Consider the following 18418-nt stretch of genomic DNA (forward strand, 5'->3'; position numbering starts at 1 on the left):
GTATCTAAGCGACTTCACTTTTCCTTTTATTATATGCTCAAATCCATGCGGTATATAAAAACGGCGCACCATAGTGCGCCGTTTAATTATTCCTTATACATAAGTGCTACAGCATGAGCTGACATTCCCAGCTTTTCGCCTGTGAAGCCCAAGTGCTCCTCAGTAGTTGCCTTTACGCTTATCTGCGATACATCACAGCCGCAAACCTTTGCGATATTTTCGCGCATAGTCAATATATGAGGCGCAAGCTTGGGAGCCTGTGCGATTATAGTCGCGTCAATATTGCCTATCTCCCAGCCCTCGGCTCTTACTCTGCGGCAGACCTCCGCCATAAGCTTCATGCTGTCTGCGTCCTTGAAGCTGTCGTCGTTGTCGGGGAAAAGATGTCCTATATCCCCCATTGCCAGAGCACCGAGCATAGCGTCCATTATCGCATGAACGAGCACATCAGCGTCCGAGTGTCCGAGAAGTCCTGTAACATGAGGTATCTCAACTCCGCCGAGTATGAGCTTTCTTCCCTCTACCAGCTTGTGAACGTCGTAACCGTGACCTATCCTGAACATATCTTTCTCCTTTCAGAAGGTTACCACCTTCTTTTTTATAGTTGCAACTTTGGTAAAGTATTTTCACATAAAATACAGCATATACAGATAGCAGCCTCCGACAGAGACAACATTGCTCACGCTATGCATTATCATAGGGTAAACAACGCTTTTGGAGCGTACCAAAACAAATCCATATGCAAGTCCGAGGGCAAAAGCATAGCAGACTTGAAACCACGAAACCGTCAACTCTCTGAAGTTGATATGTGCTGCTGCAAATAAAAGGGCTGAAAGAACAACTGCAATAACTCTGTTCTTTTTGCTGTCCGATCTCAAAAAATGAATGTATACTGCTATGGGCAATGCTCTGAACAGTATCTCCTCAGAAGGTCCCGAAATCAGTAACTGAAAAGCAAGGTGTCCTGTTATATTGATCTTATTGAGTTCATAGTCATAAACATTTATGGTATCGGTGATACTGCCGATAATATATATAGTAAGATAATACACAGCAATTACCGAGCAGAAAATAACGGTGTATTTTAATCCTTTGGCATCAAACTCGGGCTGTAGCTTGAACCCTTTGATCTTGCAGGATCGGTTCAGTATGATAATAAGCATGACAGCACATAACATCTGTACTATATGGTGAACCGATATTCGCATAAACAGATCATCGCTGTCGATGACAGAATAATCAAAAAGTCCCGATATATGACCTCCGATAAAACTGAATACATATTGTATAATAAATATTACTGCTGTAATAACACCTACCATAAAGATGTTTATATCACGACTTTTTGCTTTCATTTTTCACCTTATTCTGTATTATTTCGCAGCCTGTACCGCAGCTTCCTTTTCATCGTCATCTCCCAACTTGCTGAAAAGCATCTTCAACACTATCGGAGTTACTATACTTGAAACTATAATAAGAAGTATTACTGCCGTGAAATACGATGAATCAATAATACCGAGTCCCAATCCCTTATTGGTGATAATAAGAGCAACCTCGCCTCTTGTCATCATTCCCGCGCCTATTTTCAGGCAGTCTCCCCAGCTGTACTTAAAGCACCTTGAGACAAGTCCGCAGCCTATGACCTTAGTAAGCATAGCTACGATAACGAAGCCTATGGAGAAGATTATCATGCTTGAATCCACAGTGCTGAAATCAGTTTTGAGACCAATGCCAACGAAGAATACAGGCGCAAAGAACATATAGCCGTTGATACTTACACGGCGATCGATATACTCTGCATCACGAACGTTGCAAAGGATTATGCCTGCTATATACGCACCTGTGATATCAGCGATACCGAAATATTTCTCGGCAATATAAGCCATTGCAAAACACAGCGAGATAGCTATTATCGGAATACGTCTTGTATGAGTATACTTTTCATCGTATAACTTGAAAAGCTTGTATATAACGAAACCTATCACCAGTGAAAGCACGAGGAACAGGAATATCTTGCCCGTAACAAGAAGCGTATTACTGTTGGGGTCCTTGAATCCGAGTACAAATGTAAGGACAATTATGCCGATAACGTCGTCGATTATGGCTGCACTGAGTATGGTCTGTCCAACTCGGCTTTTCAGCTTGCCCATTTCCTTCAGCACCTCTACCGTGATGCCGACAGAGGTCGCAGTCATGATGCAGCCTATAAATACCGCCTTGAAGAACTCGTCCGAGCCAAATTCGGCAAAGCCGTATATACTCATATACAGCAGACTTCCGCCCACAAGCGGCAGGAGCACTCCCGCACAGGCTATCATACAGGCTGCAAATCCCGATTTTTTCAGTTCTTGCAGATTGGTCTCAAGTCCTGCCGAGAACATAATGAGTACAACGCCGATCTCCGCCATCTGACTGATAAAGTCAGTAGGCTTGACAAATCCCAGCAGACACGGTCCGATGATAAGTCCTGCGATTATCTCTCCAACTACCATCGGAGCCTTTATCTTCCTCGCAAGGAGCCCCGCCCCCTTGGCACATATGAAGATGATCGCAAGATCCTTCAGTATAATGTAGGTTTCCATTCAATTCATATCCTTTCGTAAATAAAGGGAGCAGAACTGCTCCCATATACTATTATTATACTATGAAGCTTTACGTTTGTCAATGTTAGCGGCATCATCATTGACATTTCTGCTAAATTTCAAGAAAAAGAACCTGTTTTTCGGTACCAGATAACTAATTTCAAAAAAAGCTTGACAAGCTGCCAATGAAATGATATAATATTTGAGTATCGTGTGTAAACAGATACAATATTATCCTTGCCCGCAGTAAGTTGTCGGGCATGATCCCAGAAGGAGGTGTGCTAAATGGCAAAGGTATCCGCTAAGTATGAAGTAATGGTTGTTTTCAGCCTCAAGAACGGCGAGGAGCCTATGAAGGCTCTCGTAGAAAAGTTCAAGGAGAGAATCGAGCGTCACGCTGAAGCTGTTGAAGTCAACGAGGATTGGGGTAAGCGCAAGCTTGCATATCCTATCGAGGACGAGACAGAGGGTTACTATGTGATCTATACATTCCAGTCACAGCCCGATTATCCTGCTGATCTTTCAAGACGTCTCAACATCACAGACGGCGTTCTTCGTTCACTCGTAACAGTTGTTGAATAATTCTACTTCATTATTTAGGAGGCGCTCAGATGAATAAGGTTATTTTAGTTGGAAGGCTCACTGCCGATCCTGAACTCAGACAGACTCAGAGCGGTGTCGCTTCGTGCAGATTCACTGTTGCTGTTGACAGACGTTTTGCTGACAAGAGTACCGGCGAAAGACAGGCTGATTTCATCAGCTGTACAGCATGGAGACAGACTGCCGAGTTCGTTTCCCGTTATTTCAATAAGGGCAAACTCATCTGCGTTGAGGGTAGCCTCAGAACTGGCAGCTATCAGGACAGAAATCACTCTGATGTAACTCATTACACCACCGATGTTTTCGTTGATAATGTCGAGTTCGTAGGCGGAAAAAATGAGAGCGGCAGCAACGGCGGCGGTTATAATAACGGCGGCTACAATGCTCCTCAGAACAATTACAATAACAATTATTCTGCTCCTCCACAGCAGGCAGCTCCACAGCAGCCGGCTGCTAATGACAGTATGTCTTACGGCAACCTCAGCGATTTTGAGGAAATTCTCAGCGACGGCGACGTTCCGTTCTGAGTAAGTTAACTTTACTTTATTACGATAGGAGGAAAAGTCATGGAAAAGGAAAGAAATTCCCGTCCCTCGAAGAAACCACGCAAGAAGGTTTGTATGTTCTGTGCTGACAGAATCGAGAAAATTGATTACAAGGATCTCGCTAAGCTCAGAAAGTGCATGACCGAGAGAGCTAAGATTCTTCCAAGACGTGTTACAGGCACTTGTGCTTACCACCAGCGTGAGCTTACAGTTGCTATCAAGAGAGCAAGACACATCGCTCTGCTTCCTTACATCAGCGACTAATCATAAAAATTCAAGGGGGGCGTTTTGCCTCCCTTTTTGCATATCCGTATGTAAACGCTCCTTACGGCATCTATGAAGGAGCGTATCATGGGGTCTAACGGTCCGCACGCTGTACGGCGAATTCCTCGTCGGTACGGAAAAGCAGTGATATGCACCATACCGCCGATATCGCCACAAGGATATAGACCGCACGGCTCAATACGCTGTCAGTTCCGCCGAAAAGCCAGCCGACCATATCAAATTCAAATATACCGACCAGTCCCCAGTTTATTCCTCCGATTATGAGAAGAATAAGCGCAAGTTTGTCCCACATATTGAGTACACCTCTTTATTCGGGTTTTCGACGCATTCCGCGCCACACCTCTGACCGCGGTCTGAACCGCGCTTCATTGGTACAAAGCTATTATCACCGCATAATTCTCGTTTATACATTTTTTAAGGAGAAAATTATGGAATATCAAATCATATCTCTTTTCGCCGCGGATAAGATCAACTGGAAGCTTTACGCCGTGATCGCCGCTGCTTTACTTCTGCTCATTCTATATATATGCGTCCATTTCAGCAAGGGCAAGCGCAAAGGCAGAGCTGCCGAGAAAAAAGTGGCAAAGTTTATAAAAAAATTAGGCAAAAAAGATCATATCAGGATCATAAACAATGCTTATCTCCCCCTCTATAATAAAGCCTGCGAGGTCGATCACCTTGTTTTCGGCCGCTTCGGCGTTCTCGTGATCGAAACAAAGGGCATCTCGGGTAAGGTAACAGGCTCGGGCAAGAACCTCACCCATACCATCGGAAGCAAGACCCATAAGTTCTATAACCCTCAGATGCAGAACAAGACTCATATAGACAACGTTATCCACCACCTTAAAAAAGGCGGTTTTGATAAGACTCCTGTAAACGGCGCTGTTGTATTCTCCGACAAGGATATCGAATTCCCGTCAGAGATAGGCATGGATATCAAGGGACTCGAAAAGTATTACAGCTCGCTCCCCGATGCAGGCTGCAATCAGGACGTTCTTTATAACTATTTCAGCGATATGCAGGTAAAAAATCCCTTCAAGAAGATGTGGATAAGAACTCGCAAGAAGAACGACTAAGAAAAACTAAGGATATTAAAAAGGAGTTTATTATGAAGTTCAAAAGTTTTATCACGCTGGCTGCAGCAGCCGCTATCGCCTGCCCTACTGCCATAAGGTGCAGCAGCAAGCCGCTTGCAGCTAATATTCCCTCTGTTACTTTCAGCAATTTCGACAGCCGTATAAACGGCGGTGAACCTATACGCGGCGTAGATATCTCTTCCATCATCTCACTGGAAGAGGCAGGCATGAAATTCTATGACGACAACGGAAATGTTCAGGACATCTTTCAGGTGCTTGCTGACCACGGCGTAAACTATATCCGCGTAAGAATATGGAACGAACCCTATGACAGCAACGGTCACAGCTACGGCGGCGGTCACTCAGACCTTGAAACAGCAGCAAAAATAGGCAAACGCGCTGCTGAGCACGGCATGAAGCTCCTCGCTGATATACAGTATTCCGACTTCTGGGCAGACCCTGCAAAGCAGTATCGCCCAAAATACTGGAAACAGCACGACCATGATACCCTCAAGGGCGAGATATACAAGTGGACTTCATGGGTGCTGAAATACCTTACCGAAAACGGCAGCGACATCGGCATGGTACAGGTGGGCAACGAGACAGAGTGCTATTTCTGCGATGAAAAGGATATGTACAAGATATGTGACCTGTTTTCAAGCGGTGAAAAGGCTGTCCGCGATTTCAGTAAGAATATCCTTATCGCTCATCACTTCGCAAACCCCGGAAACGGCCATTTCGGCTGGTATGCAAAGATAATGAATGAGTGTCACCTCGACTATGATGTATTCGCAACTTCATATTATTCCTACTGGCACGGCTCTCTCGATAACCTCAGGAAAGTCCTCACGGAAATCGGCGATACCTACCACAAGTACGTTATGGTTGCCGAGACCGCCTACCCTTACACAAATGAGGACGGTGACGGCTTCCGCAACAACGCCGGTGACGGTCTGGACAGCTGTGAGATGAAATACGAGGTATCTGTTGGCGGTCAGATAAAGGCACTGACTGATGTTTTCGATACTATCTCAAAATGCAACGGTCACGGTATCGGCGTTTTCTATTGGGAACCTGCATGGCTGGGAGTTCCTGATATACCGTGGGAACAGCAGAAGCAGCTCTGGGACAGCTACGGCTCAGGCTGGGCAACTTCATACGCTAAGGGCTACGACCGCGATGTCACGGAATCAGGCGGTTCTTCCTTCGATAATCAGGCACTTTTCGACTTTCACGGCAAGCCTCTGGAGTCCCTCGACGTTTTCCTCAACATATACCCTCAGAAAAAACCTGTAGTGACTACCACTTCAACGACCACGACTACTACCACAACATCTACCACTGAGCCTGTACGCACAAAGACTATAGTACTCGGTGATATCAATAACGACGGCGTTATAGATGTGTTCGATGTTGTGGAGCTGCGAAAGGCTATTGTTTCAGGGAACAAGTCCGCCGAGCTTGATCTCAACGGCGATAATGAAGTTGGAGTTGCCGACCTTGTGAAGCTCCAGCGCTATATCTTAGGATACGCCGACAATGACCTCACATACAAAACAATTATCGTAAAATAATAGCAAAGCCGCTGCAATTGCAGCGGCTTAACTTATATCCTAACGCCAAAACAGGCTTGCTGTGTGTCAAAAATATTAATCCAATGAAAGGGACTGCGTTCCTTCGGCAGAGTCCAAAGGTGCTTCGCAAAGCGTCCTCTTAACAACGCTCCCGAATCGAATGAGCACTCACTTCAATATTATTTCTGCGATATCTTCGGGCTTCTCGGCAATGTAGTCCGCACCCTCAGCGTTCAGCTCCTCACGTCCGCGGAAGCCCCATGCGCAGCCGATACACTCGATACCTGCGTTCTTTGCAGTCTGCACATCAACATTGCTGTCACCTATCATATACACACGGTTCTCCACATCGGGCAAAGCCGCAAATATCTCAACAAGTATGGCAATATCGGGCTTTGTGGGTCGGTAGTCAACTCCGCCCAGCACCTTGATGAAATCTATATCGGGAAGAAGCTCCTCAACGATCTCCCTTGCCACGTCTTCGGGCTTGTTGGTAGCCACAGCAAGCACGACTCCGCTGTTTTGCAGCTTCTCCAATGTCTCCTTCATGCCGTCATAAAGCTTTGTCTTGTCAAGGTAATGCTCGGAATAGTATTCCTTGAAAAGCTTGTGCAGCTCCGCAGAATTTTCCTTTTTCTCCTCGGGAAGCGCACGTTCGCAAAGCTTCTTAGCGCCGTTGCCGACCATTTTCTTATACGCTTCGTGATCGTGAGCAGGACAGCCCAGACGCTCCAGTCCGTAATTCACAGCGTCGCCCAGATCGCAGATAGTATCGGCGATAGTGCCGTCAAGGTCAAATACAGCCGTTATCATAGCTTCACTCCCCTATCAGTCCGCGTATCTGTTCGGGTGTAAACACATACTCCTTGCCGCAGAAATGGCAGCTTACCGAGGTATCCTTTCCCTCGTCGGCTATGGACTTCAATTCGTCCTTGCCGATACTGATAAGCACCTTTTCTGTACGCTCGCGGCTGCAATCGCACTTATAAACAGGGCGAGCCGTATCAAGTACATTCGGTTCAAGTCCGTCAAGGAGCATATTCGCTATCTCTTCAGGAGTTATACCCTCATCGAGCATCTGAGATACAGGACGTATCTTAGCAACGTTCTTCTCGATGATGTCTATGCACTTCTCATCAGCAAACGGGAGCAGCTGTACAAGAAAGCCGCCTGCTGCTTTTACTGTAAGGTCGGGATTTACAAGGACTCCAAGGCTGCATACTGTCGGTATCTGCTCGCTGGTCGCGTAATAGCTTGCGATATCCTCGGCTATCTCGCCTGAAACCAACGGTATAACGCCTACATACGGCTCTTTCAGTCCCATATCCTTGACAACGGACAGTGTACCGTCCCTGCCCACTGCGCCGCCTACATCAAGCTTTCCCTGAGCATTCAGCGGAAGCTCCACAATAGGATTGTTCACGCAGCTCTTGACATTTCCGCGGCTGTCTGCAACTGCCACCAGCTGTCCGGAAGGGCCGCCGCCGTCCACACGCAAAGTAACGCTGTCATCATCACCCTTGAGCATATAGCCCATGAGAGAAGCTGCCACAGTAAGTCTTCCCAGACCTGCTGTTATTACTGCCGATGTCTTATGTATGCGCTCTATCTCCGAAACGATGTCCTTAGCGTCAAGAACCTCCGCAAAAGCCGAACCGTCGGCAGATATTGCCCTGTATAAATTTCCCATTTCACTTATCCTTCCTGAAAGGTTTATAAAAGTATCCGCTTAGATAGTCTGACCGTTTCTGATACATCTTGCCGCATAAACTATGCGCTGTGAATCAGCCCTCGGTGCTTCAAGGGTATCATCGCCGTACTTGCCCAGCAGCTCAAAGCCGCTCTCCCTGAGCAGACGCTCAATATCCTCCTCGCTGTACGCTTTTTCCGAAAAGCCGTCAGAACTTCGTGAATACATACCGTTTTCCTCAAGCTCGAAGAATTCAAGCTGCATTTTCACTTCAAGGGTATCCTCGTCGAGAGTGTTCTCCCAGACGCAGTAAACGTGCTCGGTCTCATACGTAAAGGTATTGTTTGCAAGTATCTCACGGTGCTTATACGGCGTATTCACGTCGAATATGAACAGTCCGTCCTGCTCCGAGAAAAAGGCAACTCCCTCAAACACCCTGCGCACATCATCGAGGCTTGCAAGGTGGTTTATACTGTCCAGTGCGCAGATAGTGATATCAACTGTACCGAACATATCAAGCTTGCGCATATCCTGACAGAGATACTGTATATTATGTCCGCTGTCGAACTTCTTATCGAGAGCTATCCCAAGCATCTCATCGGAATTGTCAACGCCGATAACGTCGTACCCAAGACCTGCCATGACCTCTGATATACTTCCAGTACCGCAGGCAAGATCAAGGAGAATATTATCCTTTGTTTTTTTGAAGCGTTGAATTATGCCGTGGAAGTATTCTCCACGGCATTTATAATCAATATTTGCGGTAAGCTCATCATAATACCGCGCAAAAGCACTGTATCCGCTCATTTCTCAATCCTTTTCATTAAGTCAGCCGAAAGCAGTACCGCTGTACTTATTCTTCCTCATGAGGTGTATCAGGGTCGGAAGGTTCTATCCTCTGACCGCTGCTGTCCTCAACTCTTCTGCTGCTCTCGATACCATTTTCGTCGTAGTCGATGTACTCGATAAGAACAACGTTCTCATCATTTGTATACTGATGCACGAAGCTTCTGAGCACGAGCTGCTTCTGAGCGTTCCACTCATAGGACTTTGTCTCATACTCTATTTTGTCATCTCTCTTGAAGCACACTTCGAGCATACCGTTATTGGCATCGACGCTGACCTCGTATTTAAGCGCATTCAGCTCATTCCATGAGGAATACACTCCTGTTTCGGGATCATAACGATAGTATCTGCATACCATGTTAAGCCCGTCTTCTTTTTCGTATATACAAAGGTCAGGCAGCGTATCGCCGTCCAGATCCACCTTTTTAAAGAAGTCGGTTATCTTCTTGGACGGGTCTTTTTCAAGCTGCTCCTGTATATATGTCGTATCAACACTCAGGTGCTGATATTCTCTTACTTTACCGTCGCTGTACTCTCTTGATATGCCGATCTTATTCGGTGTCTTTTCGTCAAAGCTCAAAGAGATCGAATCACAATTTTTGGTGTCAAATGAAGGTGCCTGTGTCTGTTCCTGTGTTGGTTCAGCTGTTGTCGGATTGGTATTGTTGTTTCTCGGAGCAACGGGAACAGCTCTTGTGGTACCGTGTACTACACCGTCGCTTCCGCCGTTTGCCCTTGTAGCAGGTTGAACGTTTGATTTCTTAGTTTTATCAGTAGTCGTTCCTGAAACCTTCTCGCCTGCAAGCTTTGTAGTTGTATGTGAACTTTTCTTGCTGTCAGAAGCAGCTTCGCTTTCATAAGTATCATTTTCCCTTGAAGAAGCTTCAACAGTACCTGATACAATGTTGATAGGCTTATCATCAACATTGCTGTCACTTACCTTTCCACAGCCTGTCAGAAGTGCAAGACCGATAACAGGAAGTATGTACTTTTTCATATTGTCACCTCAAAAAACTTTCTATCTCATTAAAAAGAGTCTGCCCGCTTACGACATTCCGGCAAATCGTATAGGGGCGGAGTATACCGCCCCTATTTATCAGTTATTTGCCATATCCTTTGCTTTGCAGCATTTCTTATACTTTTTGCCGCTTCCGCAGGGGCAAGGATCATTATCGCCTATTTTCTTTGAACGGAGAGGTTCATCTGAGAAGCTTCCGTCGCCTGCGCCTGCATTTGGAGCATCAGGCTGAGCAACCTGCTCACGCTCAGGAGCTTCATTTGTCTGGAGCTTAACTGTGAGCAGCATACGGATAGTATCCTCGCGGATAGACTCTACCATTGCATCGAACATCTCAAAGCCTTCGTAACGATACTCGATAACAGGGTTCTTCTGACCGTACGAACGAAGTCCGATACCCTTCTTGAGTTCTTCCATATCGTCGATATGAGCCATCCACTTTGTATCAACGACCTTGAGGAGGATAACACGCTCAAGTTCACGCATTACCTCAGCGCCGTACTCAGCTTCCTTAGCCTGATAGATCTCTCCTGCCTTGGTGCTGAGAGCGTTTACGATATCAGCCTTTGATACTTCTTCAAGCTCGCCTTCCTCAAAAACAAGATCCTCAGGTCCGATGAGCCAGCCGAGGAAGTGATCCCTCAGACCAACAAGGTTCCAGTCGTCCTTGATCTCATCGTCAACGAGATAGGTATCAACTGTAGAAGCGATAAGATCTTCCATCATCTTGAGAATGCTCTCGTGGAGGTCTTCTCCGTCGAGAACCTGAGCTCTCTGCTTGTAGATGATCTCACGCTGAGTATTCATAACGTCGTCGTAGTTGAGGACGTTCTTTCTGATGCTGAAGTTCTGACCTTCTACCTTCTTCTGTGAAGACTCGATTATCCTTGTGAGCATCTTGCTCTCGATAGGAGTATTCTCGTCAACATTAAGTGTCTTCATCATATTTTCAAGACGGTCACCTGCGAAGATACGCATGAGGTTATCCTCGACAGAGAGGAAGAAGCAGCTCTCACCCTCGTCGCCCTGACGGCCTGAACGTCCGCGGAGCTGATTGTCGATACGTCTTGATTCATGTCTTTCTGTACCGAGGATATAAAGTCCGCCTGCTTCCTTGACAGCAACAGCCTTCTCCTTTACCTCAGCATTGAACTTGTCATAAAGCTCACGGTAGAGCTTTCTTGCTGCGATGATCTCTTCATTGTCTGTGTCAGCAAAGCCGATAGCCTCTGCGATGATCTCCTCCGGTATCTCACGCTTTCTCAGTTCAGCTCTTGCAAGGAACTCAGCGTTACCGCCGAGCATGATATCGGTACCACGTCCTGCCATGTTGGTAGCGATCGTTACAGCGCCGTACTTACCTGCCTGTGCAACGATCTCAGCTTCCTTTGCGTGCTGCTTAGCGTTGAGGACTTCGTGCTTAATGCCCTTTCTCTTGAGCATTGCGGAGAGAAGCTCCGACTTCTCGATAGATACGGTACCAACGAGGATCGGCTGTCCTTTTTCGTGACATTCGATGATCTTGTTTATGATAGCGGCATACTTGCCCTTCTCTGTAGTATATACCTGATCGTTATGATCTATACGTATAACAGGCTTGTTAGTAGGTATAGAGATAACGTCGAGCTTGTAGATCTCCTTGAACTCGTCTTCCTCAGTCATAGCAGTACCTGTCATACCTGAGAGCTTTGTATAAAGACGGAAGAAGTTCTGGAATGTAATTGTAGCAAGAGTCTTTGACTCGCTCTTGATCTTAACGCCTTCCTTAGCCTCGATAGCCTGGTGAAGACCGTCATTGAAACGACGGCCCATCATAAGACGGCCTGTGAATTCGTCAACGATAATGATCTCGCCGTCCTTGACAACGTAGTCGATATCGTTCTTCATAACGCCGTTAGCCTTGATAGCCTGATTGATGTGGTGGAGAAGGGTCATATTCTCGGAATCCATGAGGTTCTCTACTCTGAATGCCTGTTCAGCCTTCTTTACACCGCGCTGTGTGATAGTAGCTGTCTTAGCCTTTTCGTCGATGATATAGTCAGCGGTATCGTTGATAGACTCCTGATCCACCTTGTCGTCCATTTCAACGACTGTAGTGGAAGTAAGGGTCTTTGCGAAACGGTCAACGATAGCGTAGAGGTCTGTGGACTTGTCTCCGCGTCCTGATATGATAAGAGGAGTACGCGCTTCGTCGATGAGGATAGAGTCGACCTCGTCCACGATAGCAAAGTTTGGAGCTCTCTGTACGCGCTCTTCCTTGTGAGTTACCATGTTGTCACGGAGGTAATCGAAGCCCAGCTCGTTATTTGTAGCATATGTAACGTCGCAATTATATGCTGCACGGCGCTGGTCGTTATTAAGTCCGTGGAGGATACAGCCGACTGTAAGTCCCAGCCAGCGGAGCACCTTGCCCATTTCTTCAGCCTGAGTCTTAGCAAGGTAGTCGTTTACGGTAACGACGTGAACGCCGAGACCTGAAAGTGCATTGAGGTATGAAGCTACGCAGGCAACGAGTGTTTTACCTTCACCTGTCTTCATCTCGGCGATACGTCCCTGGTGAAGAACGATAGCACCGATTATCTGTACAGGATAAGGCTTCTTTTCAAGAACACGCCATGCAGCTTCTCTTACAGTTGCAAGAGCCTCGGGGAGGATATCGTCGAGAGTTTCGCCGTCCTCAAGTCGCTCTTTGAATTCAGCTGTCTTTGCTTTAAGTTCAGCATCAGAAAGCTTCTGATACTCTTCGTCGAGTTCAAGTACTTTATTTTTAATAGGCTCGATACGCTTCAACTCACGATTTGAGTAAGCGTTCGCGCCAAAAACGTTTTTGAATAAACCCATTTTTGCTTTCCGCCTTTTCATTTTATAGTGTAGGTCTGATAGTATAAATACACATAATATATTTTACAACAAACGACACTGTTTGTCAATACCAAAAGGCAATGTTTCAGTGTGTATACAGTTCATTTTTACTATGTTCAGCTATGATTTTCAGCGTATGCAAAAAAGTGTTACCTTGGCAGGCATCTCGGCATATCTGTAAATACGAGCTTCCAAAAAACATATATAACAACTAAAAACAACACAAAGGCTATAATGCCTATTATGTATTTTCCGTCTATTTCAAGCTTTTCACGCAGCAATTCCGCCAGTATTATCACTGCTGCGACTATTACAGTCAGAATCAGCGGAAATAAAATATTTATCACCTTTTAATATTTGTCAGCTTGATTTTTTAACATTTGCCTTATATAATGATATCATAAATCACATGATTTTACAAGATGACATTTGTCACTATCTATTGTAAAAAAATCATGATTTCATTCATATTATCCCATCTTTCCAATACCAACAATACCTTCATGAATGTAGTCCAGAAAGCCAAACACTATAAGTGCAAGTAATGCCATAAGCCCTATACCAATCAACAGCTCTATGACTATCTTGCGAGTGATCTGTGCGCCTGTTTGCCCCTTGAACTTCTCATCCATTATATGATTCACCAGCGAAGCTATAAATAAAATAACACATCCTATTATACGCAACATATTTCCTACCTCCAATAATCCATTTTCCCAGCATTGTTCATTATGTATGAACAAATATCACATGATTTTCCATGTAATGATAATAGCATACCTCATTCATTTTATAAAGATAACGTTTGTCACTTTATCAGTGACATTTGTCACTATCTATTGTAAAAACATCATGAATATGCTATAATTTATACGGTGATAACTATGATTATGATATCTATATTGGAGATAGACAGACGCGATCTCCACGAACACGCTCATAATATGCTGCGTGAAGCCCTGAAGCTCAGATGTGTGGACTATAACGCGGATACTCCCGTCATAAAAGGCAGGCTCGGAAAGCCTTCCCTCGCCGAGCGTCCCGATATACACTACAATATCTCCCATGCAAACGGTATAGCTGCCTGTCTGGTCTCTGACTTCGAGTGCGGCATAGACTGCGAAAATGTCAGAGCTTTCCGCCCGAATGTGATGAAGCGAGCTTTTTCGGATAAGGAGCGCAAACTGGTGGAGGAAACTCCAGAAAGTGAGCGCGATATCCTCTTTTTCCGCATATGGACTCTGAAAGAAGCTTACGTCAAGGCTCTCGGCATAGGCATATCCTATCCGCTGAACACTGCGGAATTCAGCTTCAGCGGCGACGAGATAATCTGCGACCTTGAAGGCTGCCGTTTCCGACAGTACATAATCGACGGCGGCAAATACATAGTGTCTTCCTGTGAATTGAAAGATCCGCCCGAAGATCCGACCTTATAACACTATGGCACATCTGTGGAAATTGCCCTTACAGCCGCATTTTGGCTGTGCAAAATCAATAAAATCCGAAACAAAATTCGTTCAAATCGGGAAAAATTCTTGTTTGCCCTTGCATTGCCGCTCGTTTTAGGGTATAATAATTATAAGCTTCTTGTTTGATCCATTTGCGTTTCACCTGAAGTATTCTACAAATCGGGAGGCTGATATTATGTTTGATAAAACCATGACTTTCTCCGTCAATGAGGACAGAGAAGCGGAACTCAAGAAAAATCTTACCATCATCTATGATGCTCTTACTCAGAAGGGATACAACCCTGTTAATCAGATAGTAGGCTATATTCTTTCGGAAGATCCTACATACATTACGACCTACAACAACGCAAGAAGTCTTATTCGCCACATCGACCGTGACGAGCTTTTACAGGTTCTTGTAAGATCGTATCTTAACGCATAAAATATAAAGGACGGTCATTGACCGTCCTTTTTTGCTTTTTATACAGCCTACGGGCTGTTTTTTTATGCTCCGTAAGGTCTGAAACAGATGTTGAGGTCAACATCTCCCTCAATGCCCGGGATCCTGCCTGTGTTGGAATACTGCCATATCTTGAAATCATAGTAATATGACGGGCTGTCACTGTACTCCGCAAGCCAGAAGTCGTAGTCCTTTATCCTCGGCAGGTCAAGCTTATGTGTTGCTGTACCTGTGTTCTGATATATCATAGGCGTATAGCCCGAGTCCTTTATCCTTTCGCAGAAGGACACGCAGCAGTCTGCAAGAGCTTCAACACTTACGTCATCGGTACGCGCATTGTCTGTATATACCAGCTCCCAGTCGTAAACTACGGGATACGTTATATTATAGCCGTGAAGTGCATCAATAACAGCATCTGCTTCCTCGATAGCTTCATCGGCATTTGTTGCCTGTGAGTAGAAATATGCGCCCACCTTTATGCCTGCTTCCTGAGCTCCTTCAAGGTTGCGCTGGAACGCCTCATCATACGAAACTATTCCGTCGCCGTATGTACGGTAGCCTACACGTATAAACGCAAAATCTATGCCTGCCTGCTTTACCTGCTCCCAGTCTATCTCGCCCTGAAACTGGGATACATCAATGCCTGTAGTCGATATTACCTCGCCGTTTTCGCTGTAATATGCATAGCCGTTGCGCATGATAAGATTGTTCAGGTCAAGTGTGCTTGCAGGAACGTCCTGATATACAGGAGCAAATATCTCGCCGTATGTATTGTCGTGCATGAGTATCTTTTTGCCGTCAAGCTGGTAGAAAGTCTCCTCTTTTTCTATAACAGCTCTCCTGCGGACTTCGCCCTTGGACTTTGAGTTTGCCGGAACAGCCTCTCCTCTTCCGCGTATCAGTCCTACCCATATCAATGCGAGAGTCAGTAGCAATATCAGGATAGCTTCGACTATCGCTATACTTTTGAATCTAACACGTTTTTTGTTGTCTGCCATTGTTTCCTCCATTTGTTATGTATTTATCTATATGTATATAATATCACATTCATCGAACTTTGTAAACATTATTTCACACGAAATATCATAACAGTTTCGTCACATTCACAACTTTTCACATATTTTTCAGAAAAAAGCTCTTGACAAATGCGCTTTTGTAATGTAAAATTAAATTGAACTCAATCAATAAATCCTTTATTTCCAGAAGGAGGATAATTATGGATTATACTTACAAAACTCAAATGGTTTGCGCTCAGGAGATAAGCTTCCACATCGAAGGAAATGTTATAACAAATATCTCGTTCCTCGGCGGCTGCAACGGCAACCTCAAGGCTATCTCAAAGGTTCTCGACGGCTGGACTGTTGAACAGATAGAAGCTAAGCTCAAAGGCAACACCTGCGGCAGAAGACCTACTTCATGTGCAGATCAGCTCTGTCTCGCTGTACGTGAAGCTTACGAAAAACAGCAGAACGCCTGAGGTGCAGAATGGGCAGATATGACGCTCTGAAACTGGAAAATCAGCTTTGCTTCCCTCTTTATGCCTGCGCAAGAGAGGTCATAAAAAAGTATACTCCCCTGCTGAAGGATTTAGACCTTACATACACCCAGTATATCGCAATGATGGTGCTGTGGGAGAAAAAGTCCGTAAGCGTTAAGGAGCTGGGCAGGCTGCTGTTTCTTGACTCGGGCACTCTTACGCCTGTACTGAAAAGCCTTGAAGCAAAGGGGCTTGTACACCGTTCAAGAAGCACCGAGGACGAACGTGTGCTCATAGTTCAGCTGACAGAAAACGGCGCAGCATTGAAAGAAAACGCCGTTTGCGTCCCTGAAAAGCTCGGCAGCTGTATCCCTCTTGAAGCAGATGAAGCGAAGGAACTTTACAGGCTGCTCTATAAACTGCTCGGCAATGATAAATAATTATATGCATATGTATGCTAAAATAAAACTGAGCCAGTTAGCCTCAAAATGATAATAAAAAAATGAGCCACTAAAATAAAAATCCTGTATAATAAGAGAAAGAGCTTGTGTACAGGAGAAACAAGGAGTGGCAATAGCAATGGAGATCTATGAAAAGATCAGATATTATCGTGAGCATACTGACTACAGTCAACGTAATGTAGCGAAGATACTTGGTGTATCACGCAATACAGTAAAGAAATACTGGGAAGGACAGACCGTTCCGTGGGAACGAAAGCCCGGCAGCGGCAGGAAGAACGATATCATTACCGATGAAGTCAAAGCCTTCATAATAAAATGCATAGAATCTGATAAGAAAGCACCACGTAAACAGCACCATACAGCTCATAAGATATATGAACGTCTGGTTGCTGAATACGGCTTTGAGGGCTGTGAAGCCTCTGTAAGGCGAACTGTAGCGGAACTACGCTGCAATATTCATGATATCTTTGTACCGCTGTCATACGAACCAGCCGAAGCTGTACAGGTAGACTGGGGTGAAGCAACAATCATCCTCGATGGCTGCAAACAAAAGATACAGATACCGCTGACAATGCCGTTGATGATATCCGCGCCCCACTGAAATGCCTGAGAGCCGAGGTTTTTGATAAAGTTTACTGCCGCATTGAAGCCGTTGACAATCGTATCCTTGATGGCTGTGATCTTTTCTGTGACCGCAGATTTTACACTGTTCCAGATATTGGAGACAGTGTTTTTTATTGCGTTCATGATCGTGCTGACTGTATTTTTAATGCCGTTCCAGATGTTGGATACTGTAGAGGAAATCGCATTAAGCACGGATGATACGAATCCGCTGATCGCGTTCCACACAGCAGAAATGACCGCATGAATCGCATTCAGCGTATTGGTAATGTGATTTTTGATGCTCTCCCAGATAGAGGAGATCACCGACCAGATGGCGTTCAGAATACCGGAGATGAAGCCGGAGATTGCATTCCATACGGTGGAGATCACATTGGAAATGGTATCCATTACCGTGCTGACAGTGGTAGAGATCGCATTCCAGATTGTCACAAAAAATGTCTTGATTGCTTCGAGAACGATTGTCACAACAGCTTTTATCGTCTCCCATGTGGTAGTGATCTTTTCGTGGATCCAGTCCATAACACGGGAGATGATCACATGGATCGCTTCAAAAATCGTCTCAAACAGGTACCTGAAGGCATCCAGCAGAGGAGAGATGAAATCATAAATGGTCTGCCATACAGTCGTGATAACCGACCAGATGGCATTCAGCACCGTGCTGATTGCTGTATAAATGGTGTTCCATACGAACTCGATAACAGTCCTGATGAGATCGATCTTCTCAGATACGCTGTTGTAGATCGCAGTCCAGATGCCGACAAAGATGTCCTTGATAGCTGTCCATACAGACACAAAGAAGGTTTTGATACTGTTCAGCACACCGGAAATAAAGCCGGTGATATTATTCCAGAGATTGACGAAAAAGTTCTT

20 protein-coding genes and 1 pseudogene are annotated in these 18418 nt (G+C 45.2%); 9 read left to right on the top strand and 12 right to left on the bottom strand.

The features are described from left to right. Positions 1–86: 86 nt before the first annotated feature. The 3 genes from ispF to K6G33_RS05990 all read right to left on the bottom strand — a co-directional run bounded on the left by ispF (position 87) and on the right by K6G33_RS05990 (position 2582). Positions 87–563 (bottom strand): 2-C-methyl-D-erythritol 2,4-cyclodiphosphate synthase, encoded by a 477-nt coding sequence (gene ispF / locus K6G33_RS05980; RefSeq protein WP_296777318.1) that lies wholly within the window; start codon positions 561–563, stop codon positions 87–89. 63 nt (positions 564–626) lie between these two features. Further along, positions 627–1355, bottom strand: coding sequence for a CPBP family intramembrane glutamic endopeptidase (locus K6G33_RS05985; protein WP_296777321.1), 729 nt, complete (start codon positions 1353–1355; stop codon positions 627–629). Positions 1356–1373: 18 nt separating this feature from the next. Further along, positions 1374–2582: a cation:proton antiporter gene (locus tag K6G33_RS05990; RefSeq protein WP_296777324.1), complete on the bottom strand. Its 1209-nt coding sequence runs from the start codon at positions 2580–2582 to the stop codon at positions 1374–1376. Positions 2583–2867: 285 nt separating this feature from the next. Between K6G33_RS05990 and rpsF the strand changes: the two genes are divergently transcribed. From rpsF to rpsR, 3 genes are read left to right on the top strand one after another with little or no spacing between them, the layout of a single operon-like run. Beyond that, positions 2868–3164, top strand: coding sequence for a 30S ribosomal protein S6 (gene rpsF / locus K6G33_RS05995; protein ID WP_028519262.1), 297 nt, complete (start codon positions 2868–2870; stop codon positions 3162–3164). A gap of 29 nt (positions 3165–3193) precedes the next feature. Continuing rightward, positions 3194–3709 (top strand): single-stranded DNA-binding protein, encoded by a 516-nt coding sequence (locus K6G33_RS06000; protein ID WP_296777327.1) that lies wholly within the window; start codon positions 3194–3196, stop codon positions 3707–3709. A 39-nt stretch (positions 3710–3748) separates the two neighbouring features. Beyond that, positions 3749–3991, top strand: a complete 243-nt coding sequence (rpsR, locus tag K6G33_RS06005) for a 30S ribosomal protein S18 (protein ID WP_028519264.1) — start codon at positions 3749–3751, stop codon at positions 3989–3991. Positions 3992–4085: 94 nt separating this feature from the next. Here rpsR and K6G33_RS06010 read toward each other — a convergent pair whose 3' ends face one another. Further along, entirely contained in the window at positions 4086–4304 is a 219-nt protein-coding gene (locus K6G33_RS06010; protein ID WP_296777329.1) for a DUF378 domain-containing protein, read from the bottom strand. 136 nt (positions 4305–4440) lie between these two features. On the opposite strand from K6G33_RS06010, the gene K6G33_RS06015 reads away from it, so the two are divergent. Both K6G33_RS06015 and K6G33_RS06020 read left to right on the top strand, forming a co-directional pair. After that, positions 4441–5088 carry a nuclease-related domain-containing protein gene (locus K6G33_RS06015; RefSeq protein WP_296777331.1) on the top strand — a complete coding sequence of 216 codons (648 nt, stop codon included), beginning with the start codon at positions 4441–4443 and terminating at the stop codon, positions 5086–5088. Between the two features lie 32 nt (positions 5089–5120). Continuing rightward, positions 5121–6662, top strand: coding sequence for a glycosyl hydrolase 53 family protein (locus tag K6G33_RS06020; protein ID WP_296777334.1), 1542 nt, complete (start codon positions 5121–5123; stop codon positions 6660–6662). Positions 6663–6830: 168 nt separating this feature from the next. Here K6G33_RS06020 and K6G33_RS06025 read toward each other — a convergent pair whose 3' ends face one another. The 6 genes from K6G33_RS06025 to K6G33_RS06050 form a co-directional block, all read right to left on the bottom strand. Beyond that, positions 6831–7475: an HAD family hydrolase gene (locus tag K6G33_RS06025; protein ID WP_296777336.1), complete on the bottom strand. Its 645-nt coding sequence runs from the start codon at positions 7473–7475 to the stop codon at positions 6831–6833. Between the two features lie 4 nt (positions 7476–7479). Further along, the gene (gene hslO, locus K6G33_RS06030; RefSeq protein WP_296777338.1) at positions 7480–8352 is read right to left on the bottom strand and encodes an Hsp33 family molecular chaperone HslO; all 873 of its coding nucleotides are present in this window, start codon (positions 8350–8352) and stop codon (positions 7480–7482) included. Between the two features lie 39 nt (positions 8353–8391). Further along, the gene (locus K6G33_RS06035) at positions 8392–9159 is read right to left on the bottom strand and encodes a class I SAM-dependent methyltransferase (RefSeq protein WP_296777339.1); all 768 of its coding nucleotides are present in this window, start codon (positions 9157–9159) and stop codon (positions 8392–8394) included. A 46-nt stretch (positions 9160–9205) separates the two neighbouring features. Continuing rightward, complete coding sequence (locus K6G33_RS06040) at positions 9206–10195, bottom strand: hypothetical protein (protein WP_296777340.1); 990 nt, start codon at positions 10193–10195, stop codon at positions 9206–9208. A gap of 99 nt (positions 10196–10294) precedes the next feature. Further along, positions 10295–13057, bottom strand: a complete 2763-nt coding sequence (gene secA, locus K6G33_RS06045) for a preprotein translocase subunit SecA (protein ID WP_296777341.1) — start codon at positions 13055–13057, stop codon at positions 10295–10297. A 491-nt stretch (positions 13058–13548) separates the two neighbouring features. Further along, a complete protein-coding gene (locus tag K6G33_RS06050) occupies positions 13549–13710 on the bottom strand; it encodes a hypothetical protein (RefSeq protein ID WP_296777342.1) in 162 nt (53 codons plus the stop codon). A gap of 258 nt (positions 13711–13968) precedes the next feature. Between K6G33_RS06050 and K6G33_RS06055 the strand changes: the two genes are divergently transcribed. Both K6G33_RS06055 and K6G33_RS06060 read left to right on the top strand, forming a co-directional pair. After that, positions 13969–14514, top strand: a complete 546-nt coding sequence (locus tag K6G33_RS06055) for a 4'-phosphopantetheinyl transferase superfamily protein (protein ID WP_296777343.1) — start codon at positions 13969–13971, stop codon at positions 14512–14514. A gap of 208 nt (positions 14515–14722) precedes the next feature. Then, entirely contained in the window at positions 14723–14968 is a 246-nt protein-coding gene (locus K6G33_RS06060; RefSeq protein WP_028516792.1) for an IreB family regulatory phosphoprotein, read from the top strand. Between the two features lie 62 nt (positions 14969–15030). Here the strand turns inward: K6G33_RS06060 and K6G33_RS06065 are convergent, their stop codons facing one another. Continuing rightward, the gene (locus K6G33_RS06065; RefSeq protein WP_296777344.1) at positions 15031–15984 is read right to left on the bottom strand and encodes a glycoside hydrolase family 25 protein; all 954 of its coding nucleotides are present in this window, start codon (positions 15982–15984) and stop codon (positions 15031–15033) included. Positions 15985–16202: 218 nt separating this feature from the next. Here K6G33_RS06065 and K6G33_RS06070 point away from each other — a divergent pair, with 218 nt between their 5' ends. Further along, complete coding sequence (locus K6G33_RS06070) at positions 16203–16463, top strand: TIGR03905 family TSCPD domain-containing protein (RefSeq protein WP_296777345.1); 261 nt, start codon at positions 16203–16205, stop codon at positions 16461–16463. 8 nt (positions 16464–16471) lie between these two features. Further along, positions 16472–16903 (top strand): MarR family winged helix-turn-helix transcriptional regulator, encoded by a 432-nt coding sequence (locus tag K6G33_RS06075; protein ID WP_296777346.1) that lies wholly within the window; start codon positions 16472–16474, stop codon positions 16901–16903. 477 nt (positions 16904–17380) lie between these two features. Here K6G33_RS06075 and K6G33_RS06080 read toward each other — a convergent pair. Then, positions 17381–18418: pseudogene (locus K6G33_RS06080) on the bottom strand (phage tail tape measure protein); the annotation flags it as partial.

It is taken from the genome of Ruminococcus sp. (genome assembly GCF_024691275.1).
Classification (GTDB): domain Bacteria; phylum Bacillota; class Clostridia; order Oscillospirales; family Ruminococcaceae; genus Ruminococcus.

Coding starts and splice junctions, on each gene's coding strand:
- K6G33_RS06020 (WP_296777334.1), top strand. CDS start 5,121: ATGAAGTTCAAAAGTTTTATCACGCTGGCTGCAGCAGCCGCTATCGCC.
- K6G33_RS06060 (WP_028516792.1), top strand. CDS start 14,723: ATGTTTGATAAAACCATGACTTTCTCCGTCAATGAGGACAGAGAAGCG.
- K6G33_RS06075 (WP_296777346.1), top strand. CDS start 16,472: ATGGGCAGATATGACGCTCTGAAACTGGAAAATCAGCTTTGCTTCCCT.
- K6G33_RS05985 (WP_296777321.1), bottom strand. CDS start 1,355: ATGAAAGCAAAAAGTCGTGATATAAACATCTTTATGGTAGGTGTTATT.
- K6G33_RS06000 (WP_296777327.1), top strand. CDS start 3,194: ATGAATAAGGTTATTTTAGTTGGAAGGCTCACTGCCGATCCTGAACTC.
- hslO (WP_296777338.1), bottom strand. CDS start 8,352: ATGGGAAATTTATACAGGGCAATATCTGCCGACGGTTCGGCTTTTGCG.
- rpsR (WP_028519264.1), top strand. CDS start 3,749: ATGGAAAAGGAAAGAAATTCCCGTCCCTCGAAGAAACCACGCAAGAAG.
- K6G33_RS06070 (WP_296777345.1), top strand. CDS start 16,203: ATGGATTATACTTACAAAACTCAAATGGTTTGCGCTCAGGAGATAAGC.
- K6G33_RS06025 (WP_296777336.1), bottom strand. CDS start 7,475: ATGATAACGGCTGTATTTGACCTTGACGGCACTATCGCCGATACTATC.
- K6G33_RS05990 (WP_296777324.1), bottom strand. CDS start 2,582: ATGGAAACCTACATTATACTGAAGGATCTTGCGATCATCTTCATATGT.
- K6G33_RS06035 (WP_296777339.1), bottom strand. CDS start 9,159: ATGAGCGGATACAGTGCTTTTGCGCGGTATTATGATGAGCTTACCGCA.
- ispF (WP_296777318.1), bottom strand. CDS start 563: ATGTTCAGGATAGGTCACGGTTACGACGTTCACAAGCTGGTAGAGGGA.
- K6G33_RS06040 (WP_296777340.1), bottom strand. CDS start 10,195: ATGAAAAAGTACATACTTCCTGTTATCGGTCTTGCACTTCTGACAGGC.
- K6G33_RS06055 (WP_296777343.1), top strand. CDS start 13,969: ATGATATCTATATTGGAGATAGACAGACGCGATCTCCACGAACACGCT.
- K6G33_RS06015 (WP_296777331.1), top strand. CDS start 4,441: ATGGAATATCAAATCATATCTCTTTTCGCCGCGGATAAGATCAACTGG.
- K6G33_RS06010 (WP_296777329.1), bottom strand. CDS start 4,304: ATGTGGGACAAACTTGCGCTTATTCTTCTCATAATCGGAGGAATAAAC.
- K6G33_RS06065 (WP_296777344.1), bottom strand. CDS start 15,984: ATGGCAGACAACAAAAAACGTGTTAGATTCAAAAGTATAGCGATAGTC.
- rpsF (WP_028519262.1), top strand. CDS start 2,868: ATGGCAAAGGTATCCGCTAAGTATGAAGTAATGGTTGTTTTCAGCCTC.
- secA (WP_296777341.1), bottom strand. CDS start 13,057: ATGGGTTTATTCAAAAACGTTTTTGGCGCGAACGCTTACTCAAATCGT.
- K6G33_RS06050 (WP_296777342.1), bottom strand. CDS start 13,710: ATGGATGAGAAGTTCAAGGGGCAAACAGGCGCACAGATCACTCGCAAG.